Origin of the sequence: Paenibacillus soyae (genome assembly GCF_024623455.1) — a bacterium.
Classification (GTDB): domain Bacteria; phylum Bacillota; class Bacilli; order Paenibacillales; family Paenibacillaceae; genus Pristimantibacillus; species Pristimantibacillus soyae.
The window spans coordinates 1-25990 of the sequence record NZ_JANIPJ010000033.1 but is presented as its reverse complement, the minus strand read 5'-3'; the positions used below and the strand labels follow the sequence as shown (position 1 = coordinate 25990).

20 protein-coding genes are annotated in these 25990 nt (G+C 55.0%); 9 read left to right on the top strand and 11 right to left on the bottom strand.

Annotated features, from left to right (window positions below; all coding sequences use genetic code 11):
• The first annotated feature begins 35 nt into the window (after positions 1-35).
• Positions 36-683: a GntR family transcriptional regulator gene (locus NQZ67_RS28200; RefSeq protein ID WP_257452550.1), complete on the top strand. Its 648-nt coding sequence runs from the start codon at positions 36-38 to the stop codon at positions 681-683.
• 554 nt (positions 684-1237) lie between these two features.
• Here the strand turns inward: NQZ67_RS28200 and lacZ are convergent.
• From lacZ to NQZ67_RS28160, 8 genes are all read right to left on the bottom strand, one after another.
• Positions 1238-4288: a beta-galactosidase, LacZ type gene (gene lacZ, locus NQZ67_RS28195; protein ID WP_257452547.1), complete on the bottom strand. Its 3051-nt coding sequence runs from the start codon at positions 4286-4288 to the stop codon at positions 1238-1240.
• A 207-nt stretch (positions 4289-4495) separates the two neighbouring features.
• On the bottom strand, positions 4496-5320 hold the full coding sequence (locus NQZ67_RS28190) for a carbohydrate ABC transporter permease (RefSeq protein ID WP_257452544.1): 825 nt from the start codon (positions 5318-5320) through the stop codon (positions 4496-4498).
• Positions 5313-6188: a carbohydrate ABC transporter permease gene (locus NQZ67_RS28185; RefSeq protein ID WP_257452541.1), complete on the bottom strand. Its 876-nt coding sequence runs from the start codon at positions 6186-6188 to the stop codon at positions 5313-5315. Before NQZ67_RS28185 ends, NQZ67_RS28190 begins: the two co-directional genes overlap by 8 nt.
• Before the next feature lie 294 nt (positions 6189-6482).
• Positions 6483-7793 carry an ABC transporter substrate-binding protein gene (locus tag NQZ67_RS28180; RefSeq protein ID WP_257452540.1) on the bottom strand — a complete coding sequence of 437 codons (1311 nt, stop codon included), beginning with the start codon at positions 7791-7793 and terminating at the stop codon, positions 6483-6485.
• 187 nt (positions 7794-7980) lie between these two features.
• Positions 7981-9762: a cache domain-containing sensor histidine kinase gene (locus NQZ67_RS28175; protein WP_257452539.1), complete on the bottom strand. Its 1782-nt coding sequence runs from the start codon at positions 9760-9762 to the stop codon at positions 7981-7983.
• Between the two features lie 3 nt (positions 9763-9765).
• Positions 9766-11328 carry a response regulator transcription factor gene (locus tag NQZ67_RS28170; protein ID WP_257452538.1) on the bottom strand — a complete coding sequence of 521 codons (1563 nt, stop codon included), beginning with the start codon at positions 11326-11328 and terminating at the stop codon, positions 9766-9768.
• Positions 11329-11812: 484 nt separating this feature from the next.
• Complete coding sequence (gene speE, locus NQZ67_RS28165) at positions 11813-12640, bottom strand: polyamine aminopropyltransferase (protein ID WP_257452537.1); 828 nt, start codon at positions 12638-12640, stop codon at positions 11813-11815.
• 110 nt (positions 12641-12750) lie between these two features.
• Positions 12751-13995 (bottom strand): sugar efflux transporter, encoded by a 1245-nt coding sequence (locus NQZ67_RS28160; protein WP_257452536.1) that lies wholly within the window; start codon positions 13993-13995, stop codon positions 12751-12753.
• 296 nt (positions 13996-14291) lie between these two features.
• On the opposite strand from NQZ67_RS28160, the gene NQZ67_RS28155 reads away from it, so the two are divergent.
• Complete coding sequence (locus NQZ67_RS28155) at positions 14292-16433, top strand: transglycosylase domain-containing protein (RefSeq protein ID WP_257452535.1); 2142 nt, start codon at positions 14292-14294, stop codon at positions 16431-16433.
• Positions 16434-16524: 91 nt separating this feature from the next.
• Here the strand turns inward: NQZ67_RS28155 and NQZ67_RS28150 are convergent, their stop codons facing one another.
• Positions 16525-16674: a hypothetical protein gene (locus NQZ67_RS28150; RefSeq protein ID WP_257452534.1), complete on the bottom strand. Its 150-nt coding sequence runs from the start codon at positions 16672-16674 to the stop codon at positions 16525-16527.
• A 177-nt stretch (positions 16675-16851) separates the two neighbouring features.
• Here NQZ67_RS28150 and NQZ67_RS28145 point away from each other — a divergent pair, with 177 nt between their 5' ends.
• Complete coding sequence (locus NQZ67_RS28145) at positions 16852-17136, top strand: hypothetical protein (protein WP_257452533.1); 285 nt, start codon at positions 16852-16854, stop codon at positions 17134-17136.
• A gap of 111 nt (positions 17137-17247) precedes the next feature.
• Here the strand turns inward: NQZ67_RS28145 and NQZ67_RS28140 are convergent, their stop codons facing one another.
• On the bottom strand, positions 17248-17778 hold the full coding sequence (locus NQZ67_RS28140) for a nuclease-related domain-containing protein (RefSeq protein WP_257452531.1): 531 nt from the start codon (positions 17776-17778) through the stop codon (positions 17248-17250).
• A gap of 166 nt (positions 17779-17944) precedes the next feature.
• Here NQZ67_RS28140 and NQZ67_RS28135 point away from each other — a divergent pair, with 166 nt between their 5' ends.
• The 5 genes from NQZ67_RS28135 (at position 17945) to cyoD (ending at position 23900) form a co-directional block, all read left to right on the top strand.
• Positions 17945-19390 (top strand): alpha/beta hydrolase, encoded by a 1446-nt coding sequence (locus tag NQZ67_RS28135; protein WP_257452529.1) that lies wholly within the window; start codon positions 17945-17947, stop codon positions 19388-19390.
• Between the two features lie 498 nt (positions 19391-19888).
• Positions 19889-20899 (top strand): ubiquinol oxidase subunit II, encoded by a 1011-nt coding sequence (gene cyoA / locus NQZ67_RS28130; protein WP_257452607.1) that lies wholly within the window; start codon positions 19889-19891, stop codon positions 20897-20899.
• 31 nt (positions 20900-20930) lie between these two features.
• On the top strand, positions 20931-22919 hold the full coding sequence (locus NQZ67_RS28125; RefSeq protein WP_257452526.1) for a cbb3-type cytochrome c oxidase subunit I: 1989 nt from the start codon (positions 20931-20933) through the stop codon (positions 22917-22919).
• A complete protein-coding gene (gene cyoC, locus NQZ67_RS28120; protein WP_257452524.1) occupies positions 22919-23563 on the top strand; it encodes a cytochrome o ubiquinol oxidase subunit III in 645 nt (214 codons plus the stop codon). The genes NQZ67_RS28125 and cyoC overlap by 1 nt, the downstream gene beginning before the upstream one ends.
• Position 23564: 1 nt before the next feature.
• Positions 23565-23900 (top strand): cytochrome o ubiquinol oxidase subunit IV, encoded by a 336-nt coding sequence (gene cyoD / locus NQZ67_RS28115; protein WP_257452521.1) that lies wholly within the window; start codon positions 23565-23567, stop codon positions 23898-23900.
• A 51-nt stretch (positions 23901-23951) separates the two neighbouring features.
• On the opposite strand, the gene NQZ67_RS28110 is transcribed toward cyoD, so the two are convergent.
• Positions 23952-24497 (bottom strand): GNAT family N-acetyltransferase, encoded by a 546-nt coding sequence (locus NQZ67_RS28110; RefSeq protein ID WP_257452520.1) that lies wholly within the window; start codon positions 24495-24497, stop codon positions 23952-23954.
• Positions 24498-24668: 171 nt separating this feature from the next.
• On the opposite strand from NQZ67_RS28110, the gene NQZ67_RS28105 reads away from it, so the two are divergent.
• Positions 24669-25697, top strand: coding sequence for a GNAT family N-acetyltransferase (locus tag NQZ67_RS28105; RefSeq protein WP_257452517.1), 1029 nt, complete (start codon positions 24669-24671; stop codon positions 25695-25697).
• Positions 25698-25990: the final 293 nt, after the last annotated feature.

Genomic DNA, 25990 nt, shown 5'->3' with positions numbered 1-25990 from the left:
CGGTTACGCGGAACGAACGAAAGGAATAGAGATAAATGGCCTCTCAATCTTTGGTATCGACGGCATATACGATTTTGAAGGAAAGAATAATAGAAGGAAGGCTGCTGCCGGGCACATTGATCTCGGAGAACGAGATTGCGGACGAGCTGAAGATGAGCCGCACGCCGGTGCGCAACGCGATCACCCATCTGGAGTCGGAGGGCCTCGTCGTATCGCTCAAAAACCGGGGCGTGCTCGTGAAGGAAATACTGGGGAAGGAATTCCTCGATATGTACGAAGCGACCATGGCCATGCTGGTCTATACGCTGGACGTCATCCGGGAGAGAGGAATCCAGCTCAATCTGGCGCGTCTGGAGGACATTCTGGATAAGCAGCTTCAAGCGGAGCAGGCGGACGACTATTTGTCCTATATCAAGCACTCGATGCTCTTCATCAAAGCGGTCGTCTCTTCGATCCAGAATCAGGCGATGCTTGCGGTTATGGAAGGCTACGTGGACAAAATATCGATGGCGGCCTACCTGAATTACATGAACACGCCGTACGTGAAGCATTATTCTGCCAACGAGCTGAACCGCAGCATCTTCCGGGCGCTGTCCGAAGGCAAGGAGGACGAGGCCAAACGCATCGTCAAGGACGCGCTTGCGACCGCGCGCGATCGGATGCTCGCGAACGGGCAGTTTTGACGCAACGCGAACATAAGGCTCTTATCGAAAGAGAGGTACATCCCCTCACTGTGGAGGAGGCGGTACCTCTTTTCGTTTTTTATATCATTCGGATGCTTCGGCTTCAATCGGGCGCCGCCGGGCAAGCCATGTCCGCCAGTCTCCATCTGTGACCGCAACGGAACTGAGCGCCCTTATTTCGCGTATAACCGTATTTTTTTGGCGGTAACGGAACTGAGCGCCGTTATTAGCCTGTTTCAAAGGTGAATCTATTCAAATCGGGAGTAATAAGGGCGCTCCGTTCCGCTAGCTCCTCCAAAAGCTTATTTCTTCGCTAAATAACGTCTCTCCGTTCCGTTAGCTTCTGCCGCCCTTGTACGGGGCCTTTTTAATAGATTAATGTACTGGCGGGGAATTGCCGCAAATCCGCATCATTTTACCAGCGGTTCCTGCAGCGGATGAAGTTCCTGCCTCACCCACACACCACACCTAAGACCGCAAAAACCAACAAAAAAGGCTATCCCATCGCCGAACCAGCGAGGGATAGCCTTTATCCGTTTTCCGTGCCGTGAAGATTATGCCCGCTCGATCACGAACGAGAACGCCATATCCTCGTCCGCCGGGATGGTGAACTCATCGTGCACCGGAGCGCCCCAGCTGTCGTCGCCGCCGACGCCCATCTGGCGTCCCGCTACGGTGACGACGGTGTAGTGAACCGGCGGCAGCTCGTAGACGTGCTGAGCGGCTTCAAGCTCGAACGCCGTGTACGGCGAGAAATTGCATTCGACCGGCTCTCCGTCGGCTACGATGCGGATGCCCTTGCCAAGCGCGTCCGTCACGCTGACGCGGCGAACCCCGGTCCGGTTGCCCGATTCCTGAGGCATCGCGTAGTCCGACACTTGGCCTGCGACGGTTCCCTCGAAGCGGCACAGTCTTGCGCCGTTCGCGCGGTCGGCGTAGTTCTCCTCCGGACCGTGCGCGTACCAGTCGAGGCGGTCGTAATCCGCCGGCACCTTGAAGGAAACGGCGAAGATCGGCATTTGCGGCAAGCCCGCCGCGCCTTTATAGTTCGACTGCACGCGAATGCTGCCGTCGGCTCGCACGGTATAGGAGATGACCGTCTCCGTCTCCGCGTTAATCGAGAACGTGTAGCGGTAAGCAACGGTAACGCTGCCCGCTTCCTCCGTCACTTCAGCCACCACGCCCTTGCGCGCCAGGCTTGCGGCGAACCAAGCACCCGAAGTAAAGCCTTGCGCGAAGCCGCGGTCATTGTCCGTCGTCGCCCGCCAGAACAGCGGCACGGGGGGAGCCGCGATCATCTCGCGTCCGCCGTAGCGCAGCGAGATCAGGCTCATCGCCTGCTTGGAGAACATCGCGCTGAAGTCGCGGCCATGGACGCCGATGTTCACGTCGCCGTGCACGACCTTCAGCTCGCGGCCCACTCCTTCGGCTTCCACCGTCGCCTCGCCCGTCACGCGGAATACATGCTGGCCGAATGCAACTTCGAAGCCTTTCTCCGCCCAGAGCGCGCTCTCCTTCAGCCGATACGAAGCCTCAAGCACATATTCGCCCGCCTCAAGCTGCGGATCGCCCAGCTTCACCGGGAAGCGCTGCTCCGCAAGCGGAGCCACGATCGCTTCCATAACGACGCTCTCCAGCTCGCGACCGTCTACGTACAACGTGCATACCAGCTCATACGCCGACGTGTCGACGAACAAGTTTTCGTTGCGTACGTTCACACCGTTCCGGTCAACCGTCAGCTTCACGTTCTGGTACAGGAACTTGACCTCCTGCATCTTCGGCGATACTCTGCGGTCCGCATAGACGATTCCGTTCGTGCAGAAGCCGTAGTCCGTCGGCCGGTCGCCAAAGTCGCCGCCATACGCGAGGTATTCCTTGCCATACCGATCCTTCTTGTAGACAGACTGGTCGATGTAGTCCCAGATGAAGCCGCCCTGGTACATCGGGTACTCCCGCTCCAGATCCGTATACTTCTTCATGCCGCCAAGCGAATTGCCCATGGCGTGCATGTACTCGCAGCTGATATACGGCTTCGGCGGATCATTATCCAGGTATTCCTTGATATCCTGCGGCTTCGCGTACATGCGACTCTCCATATCGCTCGCTTCCGTGAAGGCGCGGTCGTAGAATACGCCTTCGTAATGGACGAGACGTCCGTCATCTACCGAACGGAAGTAACGGGCCACGTTCACCAGCACGTCGCCTACATAGGATTCATTGCCGAGAGACCAGATGAGAATGGACGGATGGTTCTTGTCCCGCTCGTACATCGAGATCGCCCGGTCCATCACGATATCCTGCCACTCCGGCTTGCTGCCTGGAATATTCCAAGATGGCTCAACCGCGCCCATCTTCTGCCAGGAGCCGTGCGTCTCGAGGTTCATCTCGTCAATGACGTACACGCCGTACAGGTCGCAAAGCTCGTACCACAGACTTTGATTCGGATAATGCGACGTGCGAACCGCGTTCATGTTGTTCTGCTTGAGCGTCTTAATATCCCACAGCATGTCTTCCTTCGTAATGGCGCGTCCCCGGCGCGGATTGAATTCATGCCGGTTCACGCCCTTGAAGACGACCCGCTGGCCGTTCAGCGTCATGATCTTATTCTTCATCTCGAAGCGGCGGAAGCCGACTCGCTGCGGGATCGCCTCCACCAGAAGCCCGTTCGCGTCCATCACCTCGATCAACACCTCGTATAGGTACGGATCCTCCGCGCTCCACAGCGAAGGGTCCCCGACCTGGGCGGACAACGTAGGCTGCAGCGTGCCGTCCAAATCCAGAGCCGCGGAAGCCGCCTCTCCGCCGGCAGCATCCTTCACCGTCATGATTACGCACGAGCCGGCTGGAGGAGCTTCACGGAACGTGAGCGCAGCCGACAATGTTCCGTTCTTGAGCGAAGCATCCACCTCCGCCTTCACATGCACGTCATACACATGCACCTCCGGCACGGTGTAGAGATAGACATCGCGGAAAATACCCGAGAACCGCCAAAAATCTTGATCCTCCAGCCAAGCACCCGTGCTTCGCTGGTACACTTCGACCGCGAGCTTGTTCGCGCCTTCGCGGACGAACGGCGTCAGCTCGAATTCGGACGGCGTGAAGCTGTCCTCCCCGTAACCGACGAACTCGCCATTCAGCCACACATAGAAAGCAGTCTCCACGCCTTGGAAGGAAATAAACAGCGGTTTGCCAGTCATAGATGCCGGCACCTCGAATTCCTTCACGTAGCTCCCGACCGGATTATCCGTTTCGGATATGGCCGGCGGCCGCAGCAGCTCATGACCGTCCCACGGATACATCGTGTTCACGTACTGCATCTGGCCGTAGCCTTGAATTTGAATATGGCCCGGCACCTCAATATCGTCCCAGCCGGACACGCCGAACTCCGGTTTATAGAAATCCGCCGCCCGCGAAGCCGGATTCGGCGCGTACATAAACTTCCACGCGCCGTTTAGGCTGTGCCTCATCGTCATCGCCGCGCGTGACATCGCTTCGTCTCGGTTGGCGTAATACGCGTGATCCGAATGCGCCGGTAGACGGTTCACCGCGAACACGGCCGGATCGCTCAGCCACTCGAGGCAGGGCTTCGTTACTCTTTCCACCACTTATCCCCTCCAATTTTTATATAAGTTGAACTTGAGAACTAAAAACGAAGAAGCGGAGCAAGAGTAATGAATCTGGAGAAGCGCCAGCGTTCGCCTTTGTTCGCGGATTACAGCCATAAACAACTTATTCAAGTAATCCGCGAACAACAGCGATCGGAAGATCATTACTCTTGCGCAGCAATTTTGTTATAAGCTTCAGTTTAACTTTTATTTCACCGAACCCGTCATGCCCGCTACGAAATGCTTCTGCATTAAGAAGAACACAATCGCGGTCGGTAAGGTCGCAATTAGAATAACCGTCATGATCACGCCGTAATCCGGCGAGTAGCTGGAGCCGAGGTTCGAAATCAGAAGCGGAATCGTACGCTTCTCCGGCGATTGCAGCACGACGAGCGGCCACAGGTAGTTGTTCCAGCTGGACATGAACGTAATGATCGCAGCCGCGGCGTACGTTGTCTTCATCGTAGGCACGTAAATGCGGAAGAATACGCCAAGCTCGGTCAAGCCGTCGATGCGGCCCGCCTCCAGCATATCCTTCGGAAACATCTTCGTGCTCTGGCGGAAGAAGAAAATCAGGAACGCCGTCGTCACCGTCGGCAGGATGACAGAGGAGATCGTATCAATGCCGAAGAACGGCGCCGTCTGCGAAATCGATCCGAACATCCGGTACAGCGGCACCATCAGCGCCGCGAACGGAATCATCATCGAGAGCAGCAAAATAGTGAACACGACATCCTTCGCTTTGCTGCGGAAAATTTCGAAGCCGTAGCCGGCCAGCGATGAGATCAACAGCGCCAGAATCGTTGTCGTTATCGAAATTTTGGCGGAATTCAGCAAGGCCGGCACGATATCGACCGTATCGAATACTTTTTTCAGGTTTTCGCCCAAATAAGGACCAGGCAGCAGCTTGCCTTGCGTGACGTCGATGGATCGGTTGGTGGAGCTGACGATCATCCACAGGAACGGGAAGATCGACACGATCGCCGCGATGCTGAGGAAGAGATACATGAACACGCGTTTCAGCTTACCCATTCTTATCACCTGCCAATTTGAACTGTAGGATCGAGAAGATGACGATCAGAATAACGATGCCGTACGATACGGTCGCGGCATAGCCGAAGTCCGGCGTGTATTTGAACGACAGGTTGTAAATATACTGCGACAGCGTCATCGTGGCGTTGCCCGGTCCGCCCTTCGTAATGTTCATGACCTCGTCGAACAGCTGCAGCGTGCCGATCGTCGACGTGATCGACGTGAACAGAATGATCGGCTTCAGCAGCGGCACCGTGATGCTCGTGAACTGGCGGAACGCGGACGCTCCGTCGATGCGCGCCGCTTCGTAGATGGAGCTGTCTATATTTTGCAGGGCCGACAGATAGAAGATCATGTTGTACCCCGTCCAACGCCAGGTGATGGCGATTATGATCGTGATTTTGGCCCAGAACGGATCGGTGATCCACTCGATAGGGGCGGAGATCAGATGCAGCTTAAGCAGCATCGTGTTGATGAGGCCGTCCGGCCCGAACAAGTATTTGAAAATAACCGAATACGCGACAAGCGACGTCACGGCCGGAAGGAAAATGGCCGTACGGAAAAAGCCCTTCAGCTTCAGGTTTTTATCGTTGAGCAGCACCGAGATGAACATCGCCAGAATGATCATGATCGGCACTTGGATAATCAGGTAAATAAACGTGTTCTTGAGCGCGGTAATAAATGTAGCGTCCGATATCAGCCTCTTGTAGTTATCGAATCCGGTGAACGACAAATTCGTCCCCGTACCCGACTGGAACGACATGATGAGCGCTTGAATCATCGGGTAAAAATAAAACGCGCAGATCATGACGACCGATATGGCGATAAAGGACCAACCGATCACATTCGTCTTCGCCCTAATATTCATGGTCCTGCCTCCCTCTTGCTTTTAAATAAAGTTCAAAAAAACCAGTTTTCAGCACCGAGAAGATCGGATGAAGCTAGGAAATGAGGAGCGGAGCGTAGTGATAGCTACGTGAGCACCGGAAGTTCCGGCTGAATTCGATATTCGACGTCGAATAGGCTCCCTGAAAAGCTTCGTGATCAAAAGCGGATTTTTTGAACGACCTTTAGAAAAGAAACCCCGGAGCGTTGTCCGCTTCTGCCCACTATGATCATGAGTCAGCAAGCGGTCGTCCGGGGTCCCCTTAACTAGCGATTCTTATTTGATTTGCGAATCGGCTTGCTTCTGAGCGTCCGCGAGTACGGCGTCGATGTCTTTGCCGTTCAGGTAGTTCTGCATCTCGACAACCAGAATGTCCTCGATTGCGTAAGTGTGCATGCCGTAGTTCACGTTCGGAATTTCAGCCGTCCATTTCGCGAAGTCCTGAACGATGTTTTGACCGCCGAAGAATTCGTTCGCCGCTTTGTACGCTTCGCCTTCGGAAGCCGGCTTGTAAGTGCCGATAGCGCCGATGTCCGTAACCAATTTCTGATACATGTCCACGTTGGAGCCGAACGTCTTGCCCAGGAAGTCCGCCGCTGTTTCTTTGCCGTCCACGTTCAGGACGTACCACGAGCTGCCGCCAAGGTTGGACGCGTGAACGGATGCCGAGTTGTTCGTCAGCTTTGGAAGCGGAACGATCGCCCATTTGCCGGCTTGATCAGCCGCCGCCGTGATGGAAGGCGTGAACCAGTTGCCCGTCGGTACGGATGCCGCCGCGCCGCTGTTGTAGTTCGCCACGAACTGGCTCCAGTCGGAGTGGATCTTCACGATGTTGGCATCCATCATTTTTTTGTAGGTTTCGAAAGCTTCTTTCACGGCCGCGTTGCCTGCCAGATCTGCCGTCTTGCCGTCTTCCTTCAGGTACCACGAGCCAGCCGATTGCGCCATCACGCGGATGATGCCGAGGTCGTTCGGGTCAAGCGACAGCATGTCTTTGCCCGTTTTTTCTTTGACCGCTTTGCCGATCTCGATATATTGGTCCCAAGTGATGTCTTGCATATCTTGGGCCGTGTAGCCCGCTTGCTCCAGGTAATCCGTTCTTACGTACAGGCCGGTTACGCCGGAGTCGAACGGAAGACCGTAGTTTTGGCCGTTCGAGCTGGTTGGTCCCAGCTTGTATTCCGCGAATTCTTCAGGCTTGAAGGAGCCCGTCAGCGGATGGAACATGTCCGGATAAGCTTGCAGGAAGCTTTGCGCGCGGTAGTCCTCGATCAGCACGATGTTCGGCAAGCCTTTGGTCGTGCCGGAGCTGAGGCCCGTGTTAAGCTTTTGGATAATATCAGCCTGAGCGTTCTCGATGACTTCGACCTCTACGTCAGGATTTTCTGTCGCGTAAACTTCCTTCGCGATGTTCATGGCTTTAATGTTGAAGTTCGGATCCCAAGCCCAAATCGTGATTTTGCTTGCTTTTCCGCCTTCGCCGCCGGCGTTGTTGCCGCCTTCGGTTCCCGTGTCCGCATTGTTGTTCGTGCCGCAAGCACCAAGCACGAGCGAGCAGGCAAGAAGCAAACCAAGCATTTTCTTCATCGTCAAGACCTCCGTTTATCTGTTTCTTTGACAAGTGTAAGCGCTTCATGGCCTACAACAAAATATTAGCACTTGAAGTTCGGCCCTCGTTAGGATAATATTTGCTTCCTCTTGTCGGATTATTACGGAGTTTGCGATCGAGCCCTTTTTGGAATAGGACAATTTTTTGATACTTGTAAAATCTTTATTATTCAAGCAGCGGCAGCCGGATTTTCACCTTGGTCCCTTCGCCCGGCGCGCTGTCGATCGTAATGCCGTACGGCTCTCCGTACAGCAGCTTGATCCGGTCATGGACGTTGCGCACGCCGATGCCCGCGAACAGCTGCCGGTTGCTTGTCCGCCTGGCGGGCAATCCGCTCTCATCGGCATCGCGCATGTCGAAGCCGTCCCCGTTGTCCGCCACTTCGCAGACGAGCGAGTCGCCTTCCTTGGCCGCCATAAAATAGATGTTCCCCTCGTTCTTCCGATTAAAGCCGTGGAAAAACGCATTTTCGATAAAAGGCTGAATAATCAGCTTCGGCACGTGGCAGCCCATACAGTCGGGCGACACAAAATAGCTCATCTTGATCCGGTCGCCGTATCTCACATGGTTAATGAATACATAGTTCCGGAGATTGACCAGCTCCTGGCTGAGGGAGATCGTCGCGCTGACGTTGCCGATCGAATTCTGCAGCAGAGAGATCAGGGCGTTGATCGTCTCGGCCGCCTTCTCCTTGCTGCCCTGCTGCACCATGAACTTCACCGATGCCAGCGTGTTGTACAGGAAGTGGGGGTTGATCTGCTGCTGCAGGGCTTCCAGCTCCGCGTTGCGCTGGCCCTTCTGCGTTTCCAGCAGCCGTTTCACGTAGTCCTGCAGCTCGCCCAGCATCGCGTTGAACGCCTGGGCCAGCTGCCTCGTCTCGTAGCTCCCTCCCACCGTAACCTCGTGATCGAACTCGTATTTGGAGATGGTCGCGATCTGCTTCACCAGCCTCGTCAACGACTTGGTCAGGCGGCGCGAAATGATGAATACGATAATGACGGCCGCCGCGACGATCAGCATCACCGTCAGTAGGATGGCATCCGTGTCCGTAAGCTGTCCGATGGCAATCTCCTTGTCGATGACATTGACGATGTACAAATCGAGCGAAGGCATGTACGTGGACAGAATGACCTGCGATTTCTCCATGAACTCCTCTTCCACGTACGGAAGCGTGCTTTCTTCAACGTTCTTAGCGACCCGCAGCAGCTCGGGAGAAGGCTGGCCGATCCACTCCGAGCGGTTCGACGAGAGGATCATCCCTTCCCCGTTCATGACGGCCACGTCGTTGCCCCGGCTCGTGAACGTCTCGTAGAACCGCTTGAACTCCCTCTCGCGAATGGGAAAATAGACCGCTCCGTACACTCTGTTCTCCGTCCGGTCGAGCAGCGCCCTTGACGCGACGATCGTCGGCGCGATGTCCTTGTTGCCGGAGGTGGAGGCATCGTCGTACTGGTAGTGCAATTTGCGGGGCTCGGCAAGCGTCCGAACGGTTATCGGGTGATCCCCTAAAGCATTGTCGGTAATCGGCCAAACCGAACGGTCCGTCGTTGCGAAGCTCCTCCCGTTCACTCCCGTTACGAGAACATTGACATCGTAAGCGTCGAGCCCGGAGTGGATGCGCTTGATCTGCTGGCCGATGTTGTAATAAATTCTGGCGCGGGAGAGCGAATCGCCGTCGCCTTCCGTGAGGAAGCCTCGAATCGATCCGCTGGACATCATATTATTGGAGGCGAGGACGATCGCGTAATTGAACGCGTCCATGTTGCTCTTAATCTGCTCGACCACCTTGGAATTGGTAATACTGAACGTCTGGAGGAACACCCGCTCCGACGTATTGATGGTCGTCCATGTCGTAATGACCGATACGGACAGGATACTGACGACCATGATGATGAATATTTTGACGAACAACCCGTTATATTTAAACCGATCGAATAATCGCTGCATGGTCTATCCTCGACTCTCATCATTCATATACTGCCTGCGGTAGCGGCTCGGGGATAAGCCCGTATGCTTCTTAAACACCTTGCAGAAGTAGCTGTGATCGGAATAGCCGACCATCCCGCTGATCTCCGATATCATCGCCTCGCCCTTGCGAAGCAGCTCCTCCGCCTTCTCCGTCCTGACCTTGTGCAGGTAATCGACGAACCCCTCCTCGTTATGCGAGGAGAAGTAGCTGGAGAGGTACGAAGGATTGAAGTGGAAATGCTTGGCCATCTCCGTCAGGCTAAGCGGTTCCGCGTAATGCTCGTGGATGTAATCGAGCAGCCGCTTCATATTGGCGTTCCCCGCGCCGGCGTGGCTCATCTTCTCCGCAATGCTGGCTTCCGCCTCCGCGATGAACTCCTCCAGGCGTCCTATCGCATCGCGAGCGGTACCGCTATCTTCAATCGCCTTGAAATAACGGTATTTGTTCTTCTCCAGCTCCTTGACGTCGTACTGCATGTTGCCGAGCAGCACCGTCACGTTGAAGACAACGTTCCCAAGGAAGGATTTGAATTCGAACACGTCAGCCGTGTAGCAGGCCGCCAGCTCTTCCGAATACGCGCGCAAATACTCGAAGGCCGCCTGGAAGCGGCCGCGCTTTAGCTCCTCGGTGAACCGGCTCAGCTGGAAGCTCTCGGGCACGGGCCCTGGCTCCGGCAGGTTATTCCCCGCAATAACCGAACGGTCCGGCAAATAAAAGGCATAATCGGCCAGCTTCAGGAACGCCAGCCTGTAAACGTCGTGCAGCTCGGCCAGCGAATGGAACGTTTCGCTGAGCAAGAGCGGCCGCCCGCTGCCGCTTCCGTCGCGCAGCTTGGCCGCTGCGCTTTGAGCCCAGAAGGGCAGCATGTCCAGCTGCGCCCGCTCGGCATTGACCAGATACGCCACGACGCGCGATTCGCCGCGGACGGCATGCAGCATCGCCTCGGGCACCTCTCGGCGGAGGAGCTCTTCCAGCTTGGCGCCTAGCTCCCCTCCGGAGGCGGCGGCTCCCACGATGCGGAAAGCCGGATACGGGAAGACCGCTTTCGTGTCTTCCTCGTCGCAAGGCAGCTCGTAGCCGGACAGCAGCCTCTCGATCAGCTGATCGCCGGATAGCTGAGCCGCCGCGGTGGCGGCCCCTCCCCCGCGCAGCGAAGGAATGCGCTCCGCCGTCAGTTTCAGCACGGTCAGCAAATGCTGGAGGTCCAGCTTCGGCTTCAAAATATAGTCCGCGACGCCGCTCTGGAACGTCGACCGGACATATTGGAATTCGCCGAAGCTGCTCAGCACGATGACCTCGATCTCAGGGTACTGACTCTTGATCCGCCGCGTCAGCTCCTCACCGTCCATGACGGGCATGACGATGTCCGTCAGCACGATATGCGGGCGCAGCCGCTCGATTTGCTCCAGCGCCTCCTGCCCGTTCGATGCCTCCCCGACGATCTGGAAGCCCTCCTGCTCCCAGTTCATAAAGTGCTTGATCCCCTGCCGGATGAGCACTTCGTCGTCCACGATCATGATTTTGCAAATGCCGCCAGTCGTCATCTCTTTTTCCCCCTATGCGTTTGCTCGCTGCCCGAAAAATAAAGTAGCTATAGTATATACCTCCCGGCGCGCAAGAAAAAAGAGCCCCGGCATGCAAGAAAGCCCGCTGAAGAAGTTTCGCTAGTTTAAATGGCTGGATTGGCATGGCGGCGGCAGTTCGGGAGAACGGGAGTATTGGAGAACTGAAGAACGGGAGAACGGGAGACTGAGAAAGGGAGAAGAGGCTAACGGAACGGAGAGACGCTATCCAGCGAAAAAGGGGGGATTTTCGAGGGCTTGCGGAACTGTGCGCCGTTATCTCCTTGGATTCGAATAGAATCATGCTAGAAACGGTCAAATAACGTCGCTCCGTTCCGTTACCCAGCTTACTGAACGACAGGTACGCAGGTACTGCTGCCTCGAGGACATCGACAGCGTTCAAAAACGAAAAAAGAGGCACAGCCCCCTAAAGCGTTTTAAGGAGTGTACCTCTATCTAAATCGGATTACTTCACCAAATCCTCGACGAATTTAGGAAGAATGAAGGCGGCCTTATGCAGGCGCGGCGAATAATATTTGGTGTCCAGCTCCGGAATGGACGACTCGTCCACTTGAAGCGGATCATGCTTCTTGCTGCCCATCGTGAACGTCCAGAGACCGGACGGGTACGTCGGGATGTTCGCGCCGTAGACGCGCACGATCGGGAACACTTCCTTCACGTCGCGGTTCACGCTCTGGATCAGGTCGGCCTTGAACCAAGGATTGTCCGTCTGCGCGACGAAGATGCCGTCTTCCTTGAGCGCTTCGTAGATGCCTTGGTAGAAGCCGCGCGTGAACAGGTTCGCCGCAGGGCCTACCGGCTCCGTGGAGTCGACCATGATCACGTCGTATGTATTCTTATGATCGTGGATATGCATGAAGCCGTCGTTCACGAGCACTTCGACGCGAGGGTTGTCCAGCTCGCCCGCGATCGTCGGCAGGTATTTTTTCGAATATTCGATAACCTTGCCGTCGATGTCGACCAGCACGGCCTTCTTCACCTTCGGATGCTTCATCACTTCGCGGATAACGCCGCCGTCGCCGCCGCCGACAACCAGCACGTGCTCCGGATTCGGATGCGTGAACAGCACCGGATGAGCTACCATCTCATGGTAGACGAACTCGTCCTTCACGGTCGTCATGACCATGCCGTCGAGCACCAGCATCGTGCCGAACTCTTCCGTCTCGATCATATCCAGCTGTTGAAATTCCGTTTGCTCATGTACGTAGCTTTTTGTAATCTTCGCCGTAATGCCGAAGTTTTCGGTCTGTTTCTCGGTATACCATAATTCCATGTCGATTGATCCCTTCTTTCCTTCAGTGGTTCAAGTTGTATTATAGTATTTCATGCGGAAAAAGCAACCATTCGGGGAGCCTTTGACCAAATATTTACCTGACCTTGCGCTTATCCGCTGATCGACGCCTCGGCAGGCGTTCGCCGCGCGTAACGCAAACCGAAGAGAAGGGTCACCGCAACCAGCACGAAAGCCGCGCAAGTCAAGTAAACGTTCCGGTAGCCGAACACGTCCGCCACAAAGCCGAAAAGCATAAATCCCAGCATGCTGCCCGCCTTGTTCGCGTTCGAATACAGATTCGTCGCGGTGCCGGGCATATCCGGCAGGAAGTCCTGAAAGTACGTAATCGCGATCCCCGACGTAATCGAGATATAAGCGGCGCTCAGAATTTGCAGGCCGAATATATGCCATGACGACTCGGCGAAGAACAAAACGCAGAAGTAGATGAGCGCAAGGATCGCCCCGAGACGGATCAGCTTGTCGCTCTTGACGCTCGTGGCCAAGATGCCGAAGCCCAGCATGAACGGAATTTCGAACACGGATGTAATGCTGAAGATCACGCCGACGTCCTGCTGGCTGCCCCCGATCTCCTTCGTAACGAACTGCGCCATATTCATCATGCTCATGTTATGCGCGGTGGAGATGCAGGCAAACGCGATTACATTAATGAGGATCAGAGGCTGGAGCATGATTTGCTTCAGCGGCAAAATCTCCTTCGCGGCTGACCTGCCCGCCGCTTCCGACTTCCGGCGCAGGAACAGCAAGGCAATAATCGAGACGATCGCGTAGCAGGTCGCGGCGACCATGAACAGACCGGTAAAGCCCATGTACAGAAGCGCATAGGACGCGATAGCGGGACCGACCGTCCAAGACAACGCGAATAACGTACGCAGGATGTTCATATAGAACGGCACCTGCTTCTCGGGCAGCTCCGACCTCGTCAGCATTTCTCTGCCGATCGCGAACACTTGAGAGAACGTCGAAGAGGAAATGCCGATGAACACGGAAGAGAAAAACAGCAGAACCGCGTAGTTGCGGGAAAACGCGAAGCCCAGGTAGCCGATGACGGCCGCAAGCGAGCATAGGATGAGTATGAACTTGCGATCCGGCACACGGTCGGACAGCTTCGCGATCCACGTGCTGAAGAAGATGCCGCAGAGGGAGGAGATCAGCATGAATACGCCGAACGAAGTATTGCTCATGCCTACCTCGTCGATTCCGAACATCGAGTTGAATGGAATGACGAACGAAAAGCCGATCCCGAGGAAAATATTAATCAACATAATAATAGGAAAGCCTTGAATGCCCTTGACCGTCCGGGCATGACGTTTCGTTGAGGCCAGTATGCCGCTCATCCGATCCACTCCGTTTTTTGTTTTTCTAACCATCCTCGCATAATTGTTGATTTCGTACAACAATTAATTAACTTTCCCCTTCTGTGTTAGTCACGGACACACCCCTCACAGTTAGATAAACATTAAATTAGATGATGGTCTAATTAGATATTAGTTAAATATGACATCATAGTCAAGAACTATATGTGACATTTACTTCCTATCGAATATTATCAGTCCATTGGCATGAATAGCTCGCTCCGCATTTTTCCATACTAAGGAAAAAGACCAGCAACACGCGGAAGGGAGTCTGCCGCATGACCAAGTCATCACCATCATCCCCTGGCGGGCAAGGCAAGCCGAGGCGCCGATTGGCGTTTCCCAAACTAACCGAAAGATTCCTCCCCCAGTGGCTGAGGCTGCGAAGATGGCTCGCATGGTCGGGCTTGGCCGCGCTTGCCGCTTTCATTGCCCTCGCCGGACTTTACTTCTACCTGCGCTCTCAGACGCTGCCCGTCTCTACCGTTAGCCAAACCTCCCAAATGCTCGACATAGATGGCCATGTCATCGATACGTTCCATGCCGGGGAGAACCGGCGTTCCGTCGACCTTGAAGATATTTCGCATTATGTCGTGGAAGCGACGCTTGCGATCGAGGATCGCCGATTCTATGATCATTCCGGCTTCGATCTGAAGGGCATGGCGCGCGCCGTCGTCGTCAACGTGCAAAGCATGTCCGCCAGGCAAGGAGCGAGCACGCTCACGCAGCAGCTTGCGCGCAACCTCTATCTGTCGCATGAGCGGACCTGGCAGCGGAAGCTGAAGGAAGCCATGTTCACTGCTCAGCTCGAGATGAAATACGACAAAGACGAAATTCTCGGCATGTACCTGAACCAGATTTATTACGGCCACGGCTCTTATGGCATCGAAGCGGCGGCCATGATGTATTTCGACAAGCACGCCTCCGAGCTCACGCTTGCCGAAAGCGCCATGCTTGCCGGTATTCCGAAAGGCCCTAAATATTATTCGCCTTATCTGAATATGAAGAACGCGAAGGATCGCCAATACCTCATTCTCGAGGCGATGAAGGAAGGCGGCTCCATTACGGAGGAGCAGGCGGCAGCCGCTTATGCGGAGGTGCTGAGCTTCCAGCCGATCGGAACGGATGAGCAGGAAGGCTTCGCGCCTTACTTCCGCGATTACATCCGGTACCTGGCCGTCGAGAAATATGGCATCGACGAGAAGCTGCTGAACGAAGGCGGCATTACGATCTATACGACGCTCGACCAGGAGGCGCAAGCCGCGGCCGAGGAATCGATCAAGCAGGTAATGCCCGCAAGCTCGGAGGAGCAGGCCGCGCTCATCGCGATCGATCCGCGGAACGGCTATATCAAGGCGATGGTCGGAGGCCGGGATTACAAGACGAACCAATACAACCGCGTCTTCGCGTCAACCCGCCAGCCGGGCTCATCCTTTAAGCCGTTCCTTTATTTGACGGCTCTCCGGAGCGGCTTCATGTCGCCGGTTACCCGCTTCAAGAGCGAACCGACCGTGTTCAGCTACGACGAAGGGCGCAAGACGTACGAGCCGCATAATTACGGCGACAAATACGCGGAGGACTTTATCGACATGCGGACCGCGATCAGCGGCTCGGACAATATCTACGCCGTGAACACGATCATGACGGTCGGAGCGGATAAGGTAATCGAGACGGCGAGGAAGCTCGGCGTCAAGAGCCCGATGGATCCGGTTCCGTCCCTCGCGCTCGGCACGTTCCCGGTCAGCCCGTTCGAGATGGCGTCCGCTTACGGCGCGTTCGCGAACAAGGGAGCCCGCGTCGAGCCGGTCGCGATTCTGCGAATCGAGGATCGCAAAGGCAACCTATTATATGAAGCGAAGCCCCGGGTAGATCAGGTCATCACGCCCGCGGAAGCGTACGTCATGACAAGCTTGCTCGAGAGCGTATTCGACGAGGGCGGCACCGCGCACCGCGTGGCCGCCGCGATTAAGCGGCCCGTCGCGGGCAAGACCGGCACGACGGCAACGGATGCCTGGCTTGTCGGCTATACGCCCGAGCTCGCCGCCGCGGTCTGGGTCGGCTACGACAAGGACCGCAAGCTGTCCGTCGCCGAAGCGCGGCGGGCGGCGCCGATCTTCGCCGGCTTCATCGAAGGCGCCTTGTCCGCGGTGCCGCCGAAGTATTTCCCGGTACCGGAGGGCGTCGTGAACGTCTTCATCGATCCGGAATCCGGCAAGCTAGCGGCGGCAACCTGTCCAAGCCGGCGGCTCGAAGCCTTCCTCGCCGGCACCGAACCGACGGAAGTATGCGGCACCGACAAAGCGGCCGGCACGACCGAGGAATCCGGAAGCGGCGACAGCTCCGGGAACGGCGAAGGCTCCGGAAGCGGCAAGGTTCACCGCTCCTGGTGGGAGGATCTGAAGCGCTGGTGGACGGATTAACGCGGAACACGAATATATAGTGATGAAGGAAGGCTCGCCCTGCAGGCAAGCCTTCCTTCTTTTTTTTCGTCCTATTCCGAAGCTCCATCCCTTAAACGATATTGTCTGTTTCGAACAGATCGTTGTGGTTGAAGAACGTAGCAGCGGATAACGGAGTCTCGCTTCCTACGACAAACGACACTTCGACGGCTCCTCCATCTTCGTCGATGTCATCCATGATCGTGCGTATGGCTCCGCTCATTTCTTGGCTTCTATTTCCAGATAACTTTATGTCTATTTTATGTGCAAAAAGTGAATTTTCTTTGAACAAACGACATAATATGTGGTATAGTAGGGGTAAGAAAGCACTTTCAAACCTTAAGGATATGCAACCCGAATATAAAGCTTCATTAACAAAACAACTTGAGGAGTGTTCGATATGACTACAAAAACGGCGACTATCAGCCAATTGGGACCTTCAAAATCGGATGTGAAGCGCTTGGTGAACGTAATGACCGCCATCGCTTGGGGCGTGCTCGCGATCGGCGTCGTGCTTTGCCTCGTTAACCTCAGCCATTTCAGCGACAAGAATATCGGCCTCATGGTCGGCATCGGTTTCTTGATCGGAAGCGTGCACATCTACGTCATCGGCACGGCGATCGGCCTGGTGCATGCGAGAATGAACGGCAACGCGGCGAATAAGGACTCCAATCTCGATTCGTAAGATCGATATATGAACAGAAAGCCCTTACGTTCCTAGACGGAACGCGAGGGCTTTCTTGCATAAGTCCCCAAACCCGGAAAGCCGAAGGACGGATAGGGCTAACGCCTTTTTTCAAGGAGCTCCGCTCTTTTCCAGTGCCATAACAATCTTATCTATGGCTGCTTTGGTTAGAAAATGATTACTTACTTTGGTTTTGATCTCGTAGAGCAACTGATCGGATCTGCATGTGATGAAGGCCGAGCTTGCGCCCGTCAACGTGCATTGCGGGTCGGAGAAGCAAATAATGCCGAAAATATCACAGGTTACCCCAGCCTCGGCCAATATCGATTCCAGTATATATTGGTGACGATACACTTGGCCGGTTGGGTCTTCGATTTCTCTTCCATCATGGGTTAGCCCGGAGGAATGAAACACCAGGCTGCCGGAATATGTCTTTGTTTCGATATGAAACACGCCGTTCGGTCCGATAACCAGATTATCAATCTCCTGCTGTTCCCTGTCATACCTTAACGTGACATGCTGCAGGACCCTATACGCTTTGCCGATATTCTTCAACTCATGCGACGAAGAGTCAGGTTCCGTCCTTCTAAGTGCTTTCGCTAAGAAAGCGGTCATCCTCCCGAGCAGGCGCAGGATGCGCACGATCCATTTCCTCCCTCTGTCCTGAAGAAACACTATAATTTCCCAAATAAATCCCATATCCATCATGATTCAAAAGTATTATAATTTTCAAAGGATTACACATTCATTACATAAGTCCTATTTCTCACGACCTATAGAGCGATTTCACCGAACAACAGGAGATTTTATGTCAAAACAAGAGCTCGTTCCTCATTCTTATTATCCGAGCAACTCTGGCTCCCCCACGCTGGTCCTCATTCACGGCAATGGGCTGAATAGGGATTGCTGGGAGCCGCTTGTCCCCCATCTCGTCCGATCCTTCAACGTCCTGAGTATGGATCTTCCTGGTCATGGGGATTACGTAGGCTGGGAAGGCAGCCTGCCTGACAGCCTTGAACTCGGAACGCTTATCCAGCGCTTTATCATGGATCGCGGAATGGAGCACGGTTTCGATTTCGGCAGTATTCACTTGGTCGGTCACGGCTTTGGAGGAAATATTGCGCTTCAGGTGGCGAGCCTCGCTCCTGAGCTGGTCCAATCGCTCGTGCTGATCTCCTCCGTATTTCACGTGCCGGCAAGCATCATCGACAAATATGTCGACTTCCTCCGCAGCATCTTCTTGGATGAGTATCAAGGCCGGGAACGGCTGACGGATTATATGCTGCCACTAGTCACGCACAACGAACGACATTATCCCGTGCTGAAGAACGCGTACGGCATCGTCAATCTACATATGATGTCTCATTATTATGATGTCTTAAGCAGCACCAACTGGACCGGTATCGCTCATCAAATCGACTGTCCCGTTCTTCTGATATCCGGTGAGTTCGATCCCGTGATTTCGCCTTACTTAACGATTGAAGGCAGCAGGCTTATGCAGAACGCCGTGCTTCATACCGCGCCCGGAGCTCTCAACGCCGTATTTATGGATGCTCCCGCGGAGACTGCGGACCGGATTCGCCGCTTTGTTTTCCGCTCGCCTCCATCTTTGACGAAGCCGATTATGTCGGAATTGCACTCCGAACTGCGCAGGCATCATAAGCGGGTGCGGGAGGAGCCGAACAAGCTTCAGCTGTCTCTTATTCGCACCTTCTCCGTTAAGGTCAATAACCGGGAAATAACCGATGGCTGGAACAAAAGATTTGCCAAAGAGATTCTCGTTTACCTCGCCTTGAACGAGTGGACAACGCGCGAAAGGCTCATCGAGACCTTCTGGCCGGACGCGGAGATTGGGAAAGCCAGGAACAGTCTGAGGGTGAGCCTGAATTATATGAAAACTCTTTTTAAGGAGAGCGCGGGAATAGAAATCATTCATGCGGGGAGGGAGCAGATTAGGCTCGATTGCAGCGTTCACTGCGACGTTGCGGACATGCTGTCCGCGGTGACAGAGCTGGCGAAGGAAGATAACCTGATGAAGATCGAAGCCAACGTCCGTTCCTACGTCGAAGTCATTTTGGAAGAACAATATTTGACCGATTTTTACCCGAATTGGTTTATCGAGATCAAAAACCGACTAAGCGCCGCCATGCTTTATCAAGTAGAAAAATTGCATCGGCATTACGCGGGAACGGACGCGGTCCGCGCTAAGTTTTATCAGTACTATTTGAACCGTCACGGTACTGGGGCCCTTTGACCTTCTATGGTCTTAGGGCCTTTTTTTCCTAGTCTGACCAAATCAACTTGTTCGGACTTGGGTAGTCTGTTACTTGGTCTGATGTCGTTTTTTGCATGCATCCGCAACCCGTTAATATCCAGTGCAAATCGAAGGTTGTCTGTAGTACCATGTCAGAAGCGAAGGCAAGTGCATTGCGGCGGCATTCCATCCGTTTTTCCGGGAGAAATCGCTGCCAATTTTGCCATATGTCTAAGTCGTGACTAAAGTATGGCGGAATCTAGTCTAAATGTTTACGTAATTGTGTATCCTTCGTTCAGGCCGTTTCAATTCCGGTCTACTAGTCGTAAACTATGAGCAAGCGCATTTTTTCACAAAGTACTTATGCTTCCGAAGCATGTTGCTTCACAAGCCTAATCGGCTTTGCATCACAACATTAGCTCATGCTTACGAAGTATGTTTGCTTCAAGAGTCGATAACTCGACTCATGCTACACAAACATTTAAGGAGTGTTCCATGATGAGACGAAAAATTCGAACGCTGGCAACAGGGCTCTTCCTTGCGATGGTCCTCCTCATCTCCGGCTGCAGCAGCGAGCAGTACATCGTGCTCGATCCCAAAGGGCCGATCGGCGAATCGCAAAAAGATTTGATTATTATTTCCACCCTGCTTTGCGCGGTTATAATCGTGCCCGTCCTCATCCTCACGGCAATCATCGTATGGCGCTACCGCGACCGTCCCGGACGCAAGGCGGCTTACGCGCCGGAATGGGAACACAGCACTAAGCTTGAAGTGACCTGGTGGGCGATTCCGATCGTCATCATCGTCACGCTGGCCATTATTACGGGCATCTACACTTATAAGCTCGAGCCTTCCAAACCGCTGGCTTCGGAGAAGGAACCGATTACGATTCAGGTTACTTCGATGGATTGGAAATGGCTGTTCAAATATCCCGGCGAGAATATCGCCACCGTCAACTATGTGAAGTTCCCGGAGGACACGCCGATCCGGTTCCAGCTGACGTCCGACACGGCGATGAACTCGTTCTGGATCCCGCAGCTCGGCGGCCAGCTCTACTCCATGTCGGGCATGGCGATGACCCTGTACCTGCAAGCCGACGAGCAAGGCAGCTACTACGGCTCGGGCGCGAACTTCAACGGCATGGACTTCGCGCAGATGACGTTCGACGCGGATGCCGTGTCGCAAGAAGAATACGACGCATGGGTGCAAGAAGTGAAAAGCTCCTCGCCAGCCCTCACGATGGAAGGCTACGAAGCCTTGGCGAAGCCCGGACGCTCCGATGTTCAGTTGTTCTCCAGCTTCCCGGAAGGCCTGTTCGAGCACATCGTGACGCAATACGTAGAAGAAGGCAGCAGCGGCGCCCATTCGCATCATGGCGCGCAAGCCGAGTCGGATGAAGAAGAAGCCGACGAGGAGGCGCATCATGATCATAGCGAGGCCTCAGCCGATACCCAAGCAACGGACGCGTCCGAAGCGAATCACGACCACGCCGGACACGCGGGACATTAACGGAACCCGTTAACGAAAGGAGCACTACTCAATGTGGGATAAAATCAAAGATTTTTCATCCGAGTTTTTCGTGACGGGCGACCCGCTGATTCTCGGCGCGCAGGTGTCGATCGGACTCACCCTTGTAGCGATTGTTTTCACCCTCACTTATTTCAAGAAGTGGCGCTGGCTTTGGACGGAATGGCTGACATCCGTCGATCATAAGAAAATCGGCATCATGTACATCATCGCATCGATTCTGATGCTGTTCCGCGGCGGCGTCGACGCTTTGCTCATGCGGGTGCAGCTGGCCGCGCCGGAGCTGGAGTTCCTGCATGCCGACCACTATAACGCGATCTTCACAACGCATGGCGTCATCATGATTCTGTTCATGGCCATGCCGCTCATGTTCGGTTTGTTCAATATCGTCGTGCCGCTGCAGATCGGCGCGCGCGACGTCGCGTTCCCGTTCCTGAACTCCCTGAGCTTCTGGATGTTCTTCTTCGGCGCGATGCTGTTCAACGTTTCGTTCATTATCGGCGGTTCGCCGGACGCGGGCTGGCTCGCTTATCCGCCGCTGTCCGAGCTGTCGGGAAGTCCCGGCGTTGGCCAAGACTTCTATATATGGGGCATACAGATTTCCGGTATCGGCTCCTTGGCGACGGGCATTAACTTCGTCGTCACGATTCTGAAGATGCGCGCGCCGGGCATGAAGCTTATGCAAATGCCGATGTTCAGCTGGTCCGTGCTCTCGTCCTGCGTGACGATCATGTTCGCTTTCCCTATTTTGACCGTAACGCTGTTCCTGTTATTCCTGGACCGCTACCTCGGCGCGCATTTCTTCACGCTCGACGGCGGCGGCAACCCGATGATGTACATTAACCTGATCTGGATGTGGGGACACCCCGAGGTGTATATCGTCATCCTGCCGGCATTCGGCATCTTCTCCGAGATCGTCGCGACGTTCTCGAAGAAAAAGCTGTTCGGCTACAAGTCGATGGTATTCGCGCTTATGTCCATCAGCTTCTTCTCGTTCTTCACCTGGGCGCATCACTTCTTCACGATGGGCTCCGGCGCGAACGTCAACGCGTTCTTCGCCATAACGACGATGATTATCGCGATTCCGACCGGCGTCAAAGTGTTCAACTGGCTGTTCACGATGTACCGCGGCAAGCTGTCGTTCCCTACCCCGATGCTGTGGACGATCGCGTTTATCCCGTGCTTCGTCGTCGGGGGCATGACCGGGGTGCTGCTGTCGGTAGCGCCTGCGGACTTCCAGTTCCATAACAGCTACTTCCTGATCGCGCACTTCCACCAAGTGCTGATCGGCGGCGTCGTATTCGGCTACTTCGCGGGTCTGTACTACTGGTGGCCGAAAATGTTCGGCTTCCGCCTGCATGAAGGCCTCGGCAAGTGGGCATTCTGGTTCTGGAATATCGGCTTCTATGTCTGCTTCATGCCGCAATACGCGCTTGGTCTTATGGGCATGACGCGCCGCTTCAACGAATACGACTTCGACATGGGCTGGCAGCCGCTGAACGTCGTTTCGACGGTGGGCGCGTTCTTGATGGGTCTCGCGTTTATTTTCCAAGTGTGGCAGATCGCGCACAGCATCAAGTTCTTCAAGAAAGAAACATCCGGCGACGCCTGGGACGGCCGCACGCTGGAATGGTCGATTCCATCTCCCGCTCCTATGTACAACTTCGCCCGTCTGCCGCAGGTGACGAGCCAAGACGACTGGTGGGAGAAGAAGCAGCGCCGCTTAAGAGGCGAAGCGGAGCTTCCGGAGGTCGCCGCGGCGGAGCAAGCGCCGCTTGAACCGATTCATATGCCGCGCAACTCGGGCATTCCGTTCATCATGTCCTTCTCCTGGTTCGTAGCCGGCTTCGGCTTCGTCTGGGATTGGAAGTGGATGATCGTCGTCGGACTCGCGGGCGTCATCATCAGCATGCTCGCCAGATCGTTTAGCTATAATACGGACTACTACATCCCTGTCGATGAAGTAGAGCGGACGGAAGCCGCTGCAAGGGGGGCTCATTAATGGCACACGCTATCGATACTCATAAAGGTGCGCACGGGCACTCTGCGCACGGCTCGCACGACGGCCATCATGGCCATGACCACCACGACCAAGAAGAGATGAAGACGTTCGGCTTCTGGCTCTTCCTGATCACGGACGTTATTCTGTTCGGCACCTTGTTCGCGACCTTCGTCGTCCTCCGCCTCAATACGGCGGGCGGACCGACGGGCGCGGAGCTGATCGAGCTGCCGGGCATTATCGCCTCCACGTTCATCCTGCTCACGTCCAGCTTCACGAGCGGCATCGCGCTGCTCGAGATGAACCGAGGCAACAAGAAAGGCTTGATCTTGTGGCTGATTATTACGGCGCTGCTCGGCGCTTCCTTCATCTACTTGGAGGTCACCGAGTTCATCCACCTCGTGCATGAGGGCGCTACGATCGGCACTAGCGCGTATTGGTCCGCCTTCTTCACGCTGGTCGGCACGCACGGCCTTCACGTCACGGTCGGCCTCGTCTGGATGACGGCTCTTATTATCCAGCTTAGCCGCCGCGGCATTACCCCGGTAACGAAGCGCAAAGTCAACATTATCAGCTTGTACTGGCATTTCCTTGACGTTGTATGGATCTTCGTCTTCACGATCGTTTATTTGATGGGGGTGATGTAGGATGGCGAACCATAACGCCCACTCCGGCCATGGAGGACATGAAGGCGGCCACGGCTCCATGAAGTCGTACGTCATCGGCTTCGTCCTTTCGATCGTGCTGACGATCATCCCGCTCGTCGCGGTCATGAACGATATGTTCAGCAAGCAAGTGACGACGGTGCTTATCCTCGTCATGGCGATCCTGCAATTCGCCGTTCAGCTGTTGTTCTTCATGCATATCCGGGACGAGAAGAAACCTCGTTTCAACCTGATCGCGTTGATATTCGGCCTCGTCATTATGCTGACGATCGTCGCGGGCTCGATCTGGATTATGACGTACAATGCGGTGGCGACATAAGAATTTATGCAAAGAGGAGATCGGCGTTTTGGACGCCGATCTCCTCTTTTTTTATCCGTTCCATCGCCCCATCAAGACGGTGTCGTAATACTTCCCGTCCGAGAGGAGCTTATCGTTTTTAAGCGTTCCCTCCACCTCGAATCCCAGCTTCTCATAGAGGCCGATAGCGGCGGCGTTGGTTTCCAGCACCTGCAGCGTCATTTTGGCGATCCCGTTCTCGTCTGCCCAAGCGATGGATCGCGCCAGCAGGTTCCTCCCGATGCCGCAGCCCCAGTAGTCCTTCAAGACGCCTACGCCGAACTCCGCTTTATGCCTTAGCCGCTTGAGCGGGCTGCCCGCGCATCGGGAGTAGCCGACGATCTGATTCCGCGCGACCGCGACCAGGAAGAGATGGTTGACCGCTTTGCCGTCCTCTTCTATGAGCCGCGCGAAGCCTGCGGGGTCGATAAACGCCTCTCCCGCTTCCCGGTCCATGTTCTCGGTTTCCCCATCAATTCGGACCCGCAGCGCGGACAGCTGCTCCGCATCGCTCTTCTCCGCCGATCTTACCGTGTAAGTTACTCCGTTTATTTCATACTCCCGTTCATCGATGACCATATTCTTTTTTCTCCTATCTCCAAAGGAATGCTGGCAAGGATACACAGTCTACCACAGAAAATAAAACAGGAGAAGCAGGCCGCCAACTACGTTTATAATCATCTATTACCTTTCCGCATCCCGACAGCCCGTGCCATAATGGGGTCAACGAGAACGAAAGACGGTGAAAATATGACATTTACATTGCGCCCCCTGCGCTTGCCGAACGACTATTCTATGCTGGCAGAGCTGCTGAATGGACATTGGGCCGAGCCTACCTCCGCGGAACGTCTGGAGGAAGACGATCGGAAGCTGTATGAGGTCGGGCATACATGGAAAAACGACGAGGGGCTGCTCATGGGATATGACCGGAGCCGCTATGTCGCCGTGGACGAAGACGATGACATTATCGGCTATGTCTGGCCTTGGCGCGCTCCTTGGACGGAGCCGGGCTACTTGTGCATGACGTTGGTCGTGAAAGAAGAGCGGCGGGGCCAGGGCATCGGAGAGGCGCTTCTGCGACATGCTTATGAATGGGGCAAAGGACTCGGCGCTTCCGCGTTCATAACGGAGGTATGGGACGATAACGAAGACGCGCTGAGCTTTGCGATCCGCAGAGGCTTCTTCGTGGAGCGCCAGACGTACCAGTCCACGCTCCGATTGAAGGACGCTGCTATTGACGTGGTCCATTCGAATCCCGCAGCCATGCTTGCGGCGAACGGCCTGCGGATGCTCTCCCTTGCCGACGCCCCCGGCGAAGAGACCGAGCAGAAGCTCTACGAGCTGTCAACCTCTACGATGAGAGATATTCCGGGCTTCCTGGGCGACGTGCCGGACTTCGTAGAATGGAGGAAATGGTACCTCCATGTGGACGGCTTTACGCCGGAGCTTGTTATGATCGCGGCCGATGGCGACCGGTTCGTCGGATTGGTCAACGTCATTCACATCGCCGCGACGAACGGCATGTACCATGAATATACGTGCGTTGACCGCGCCTATAGAGGCAAGAATGTCGCGATGGCGCTGAAGCTCCAAACCATTCACAACGGCAGGCAGCGCGGCGCGGATTATATCCGAACCGACAACGATTCCTTAAACGCGCCGATGCTCGGCATCAATCGAAAGCTGGGCTACGTGCCGCTCCGGGGCAACTACCGGATCATCGCGCAGATGGAGAAGCTGGAAGAGGCGCTCGCCGCGCAGCCGGCGGAGAAGGGGTAGGCGCGGGGCGCTTAACCCCGCTTAGGGGAGTCGTTTCCGGCTGATTTCCGGCATGACTACCTAACGCTGAATTAGCGGACATTATGCCCTTATTTCGAGCGTATCTCCTGCTAATCAGAAAATAGCGGCGATTTTACCGTTACTGCTGTCCGTATCAGCCGCTCGTGATGACGTACAATAAGTTGTGTACCAACATTTGGAGTCTTTCCAAGACACAAAAAAGTAGAGTATCCTCGGGGTTACCACGCCACCAAGAAGGGACTCTACTCGATGACAATCATACCAGAAAACCA

What these genes read in the sequence shown, in the direction of transcription:
- NQZ67_RS28135 (WP_257452529.1), top strand. Translation starts at nt 17,945, where the DNA reads ATGTCAAAACAAGAGCTCGTTCCTCATTCTTATTATCCGAGCAACTCT.
- NQZ67_RS28200 (WP_257452550.1), top strand. Translation starts at nt 36, where the DNA reads ATGGCCTCTCAATCTTTGGTATCGACGGCATATACGATTTTGAAGGAA.
- NQZ67_RS28180 (WP_257452540.1), bottom strand. Translation starts at nt 7,793, where the DNA reads ATGAAGAAAATGCTTGGTTTGCTTCTTGCCTGCTCGCTCGTGCTTGGT.
- NQZ67_RS28155 (WP_257452535.1), top strand. Translation starts at nt 14,292, where the DNA reads ATGACCAAGTCATCACCATCATCCCCTGGCGGGCAAGGCAAGCCGAGG.
- NQZ67_RS28190 (WP_257452544.1), bottom strand. Translation starts at nt 5,320, where the DNA reads ATGGGTAAGCTGAAACGCGTGTTCATGTATCTCTTCCTCAGCATCGCG.
- NQZ67_RS28145 (WP_257452533.1), top strand. Translation starts at nt 16,852, where the DNA reads ATGACTACAAAAACGGCGACTATCAGCCAATTGGGACCTTCAAAATCG.
- cyoA (WP_257452607.1), top strand. Translation starts at nt 19,889, where the DNA reads ATGAGACGAAAAATTCGAACGCTGGCAACAGGGCTCTTCCTTGCGATG.
- NQZ67_RS28110 (WP_257452520.1), bottom strand. Translation starts at nt 24,497, where the DNA reads ATGGTCATCGATGAACGGGAGTATGAAATAAACGGAGTAACTTACACG.
- speE (WP_257452537.1), bottom strand. Translation starts at nt 12,640, where the DNA reads ATGGAATTATGGTATACCGAGAAACAGACCGAAAACTTCGGCATTACG.
- cyoD (WP_257452521.1), top strand. Translation starts at nt 23,565, where the DNA reads ATGGCGAACCATAACGCCCACTCCGGCCATGGAGGACATGAAGGCGGC.
- NQZ67_RS28150 (WP_257452534.1), bottom strand. Translation starts at nt 16,674, where the DNA reads ATGAGCGGAGCCATACGCACGATCATGGATGACATCGACGAAGATGGA.
- NQZ67_RS28175 (WP_257452539.1), bottom strand. Translation starts at nt 9,762, where the DNA reads ATGCAGCGATTATTCGATCGGTTTAAATATAACGGGTTGTTCGTCAAA.
- NQZ67_RS28105 (WP_257452517.1), top strand. Translation starts at nt 24,669, where the DNA reads ATGACATTTACATTGCGCCCCCTGCGCTTGCCGAACGACTATTCTATG.
- NQZ67_RS28125 (WP_257452526.1), top strand. Translation starts at nt 20,931, where the DNA reads ATGTGGGATAAAATCAAAGATTTTTCATCCGAGTTTTTCGTGACGGGC.
- cyoC (WP_257452524.1), top strand. Translation starts at nt 22,919, where the DNA reads ATGGCACACGCTATCGATACTCATAAAGGTGCGCACGGGCACTCTGCG.
- NQZ67_RS28185 (WP_257452541.1), bottom strand. Translation starts at nt 6,188, where the DNA reads ATGAATATTAGGGCGAAGACGAATGTGATCGGTTGGTCCTTTATCGCC.
- NQZ67_RS28170 (WP_257452538.1), bottom strand. Translation starts at nt 11,328, where the DNA reads ATGACGACTGGCGGCATTTGCAAAATCATGATCGTGGACGACGAAGTG.
- NQZ67_RS28160 (WP_257452536.1), bottom strand. Translation starts at nt 13,995, where the DNA reads ATGAGCGGCATACTGGCCTCAACGAAACGTCATGCCCGGACGGTCAAG.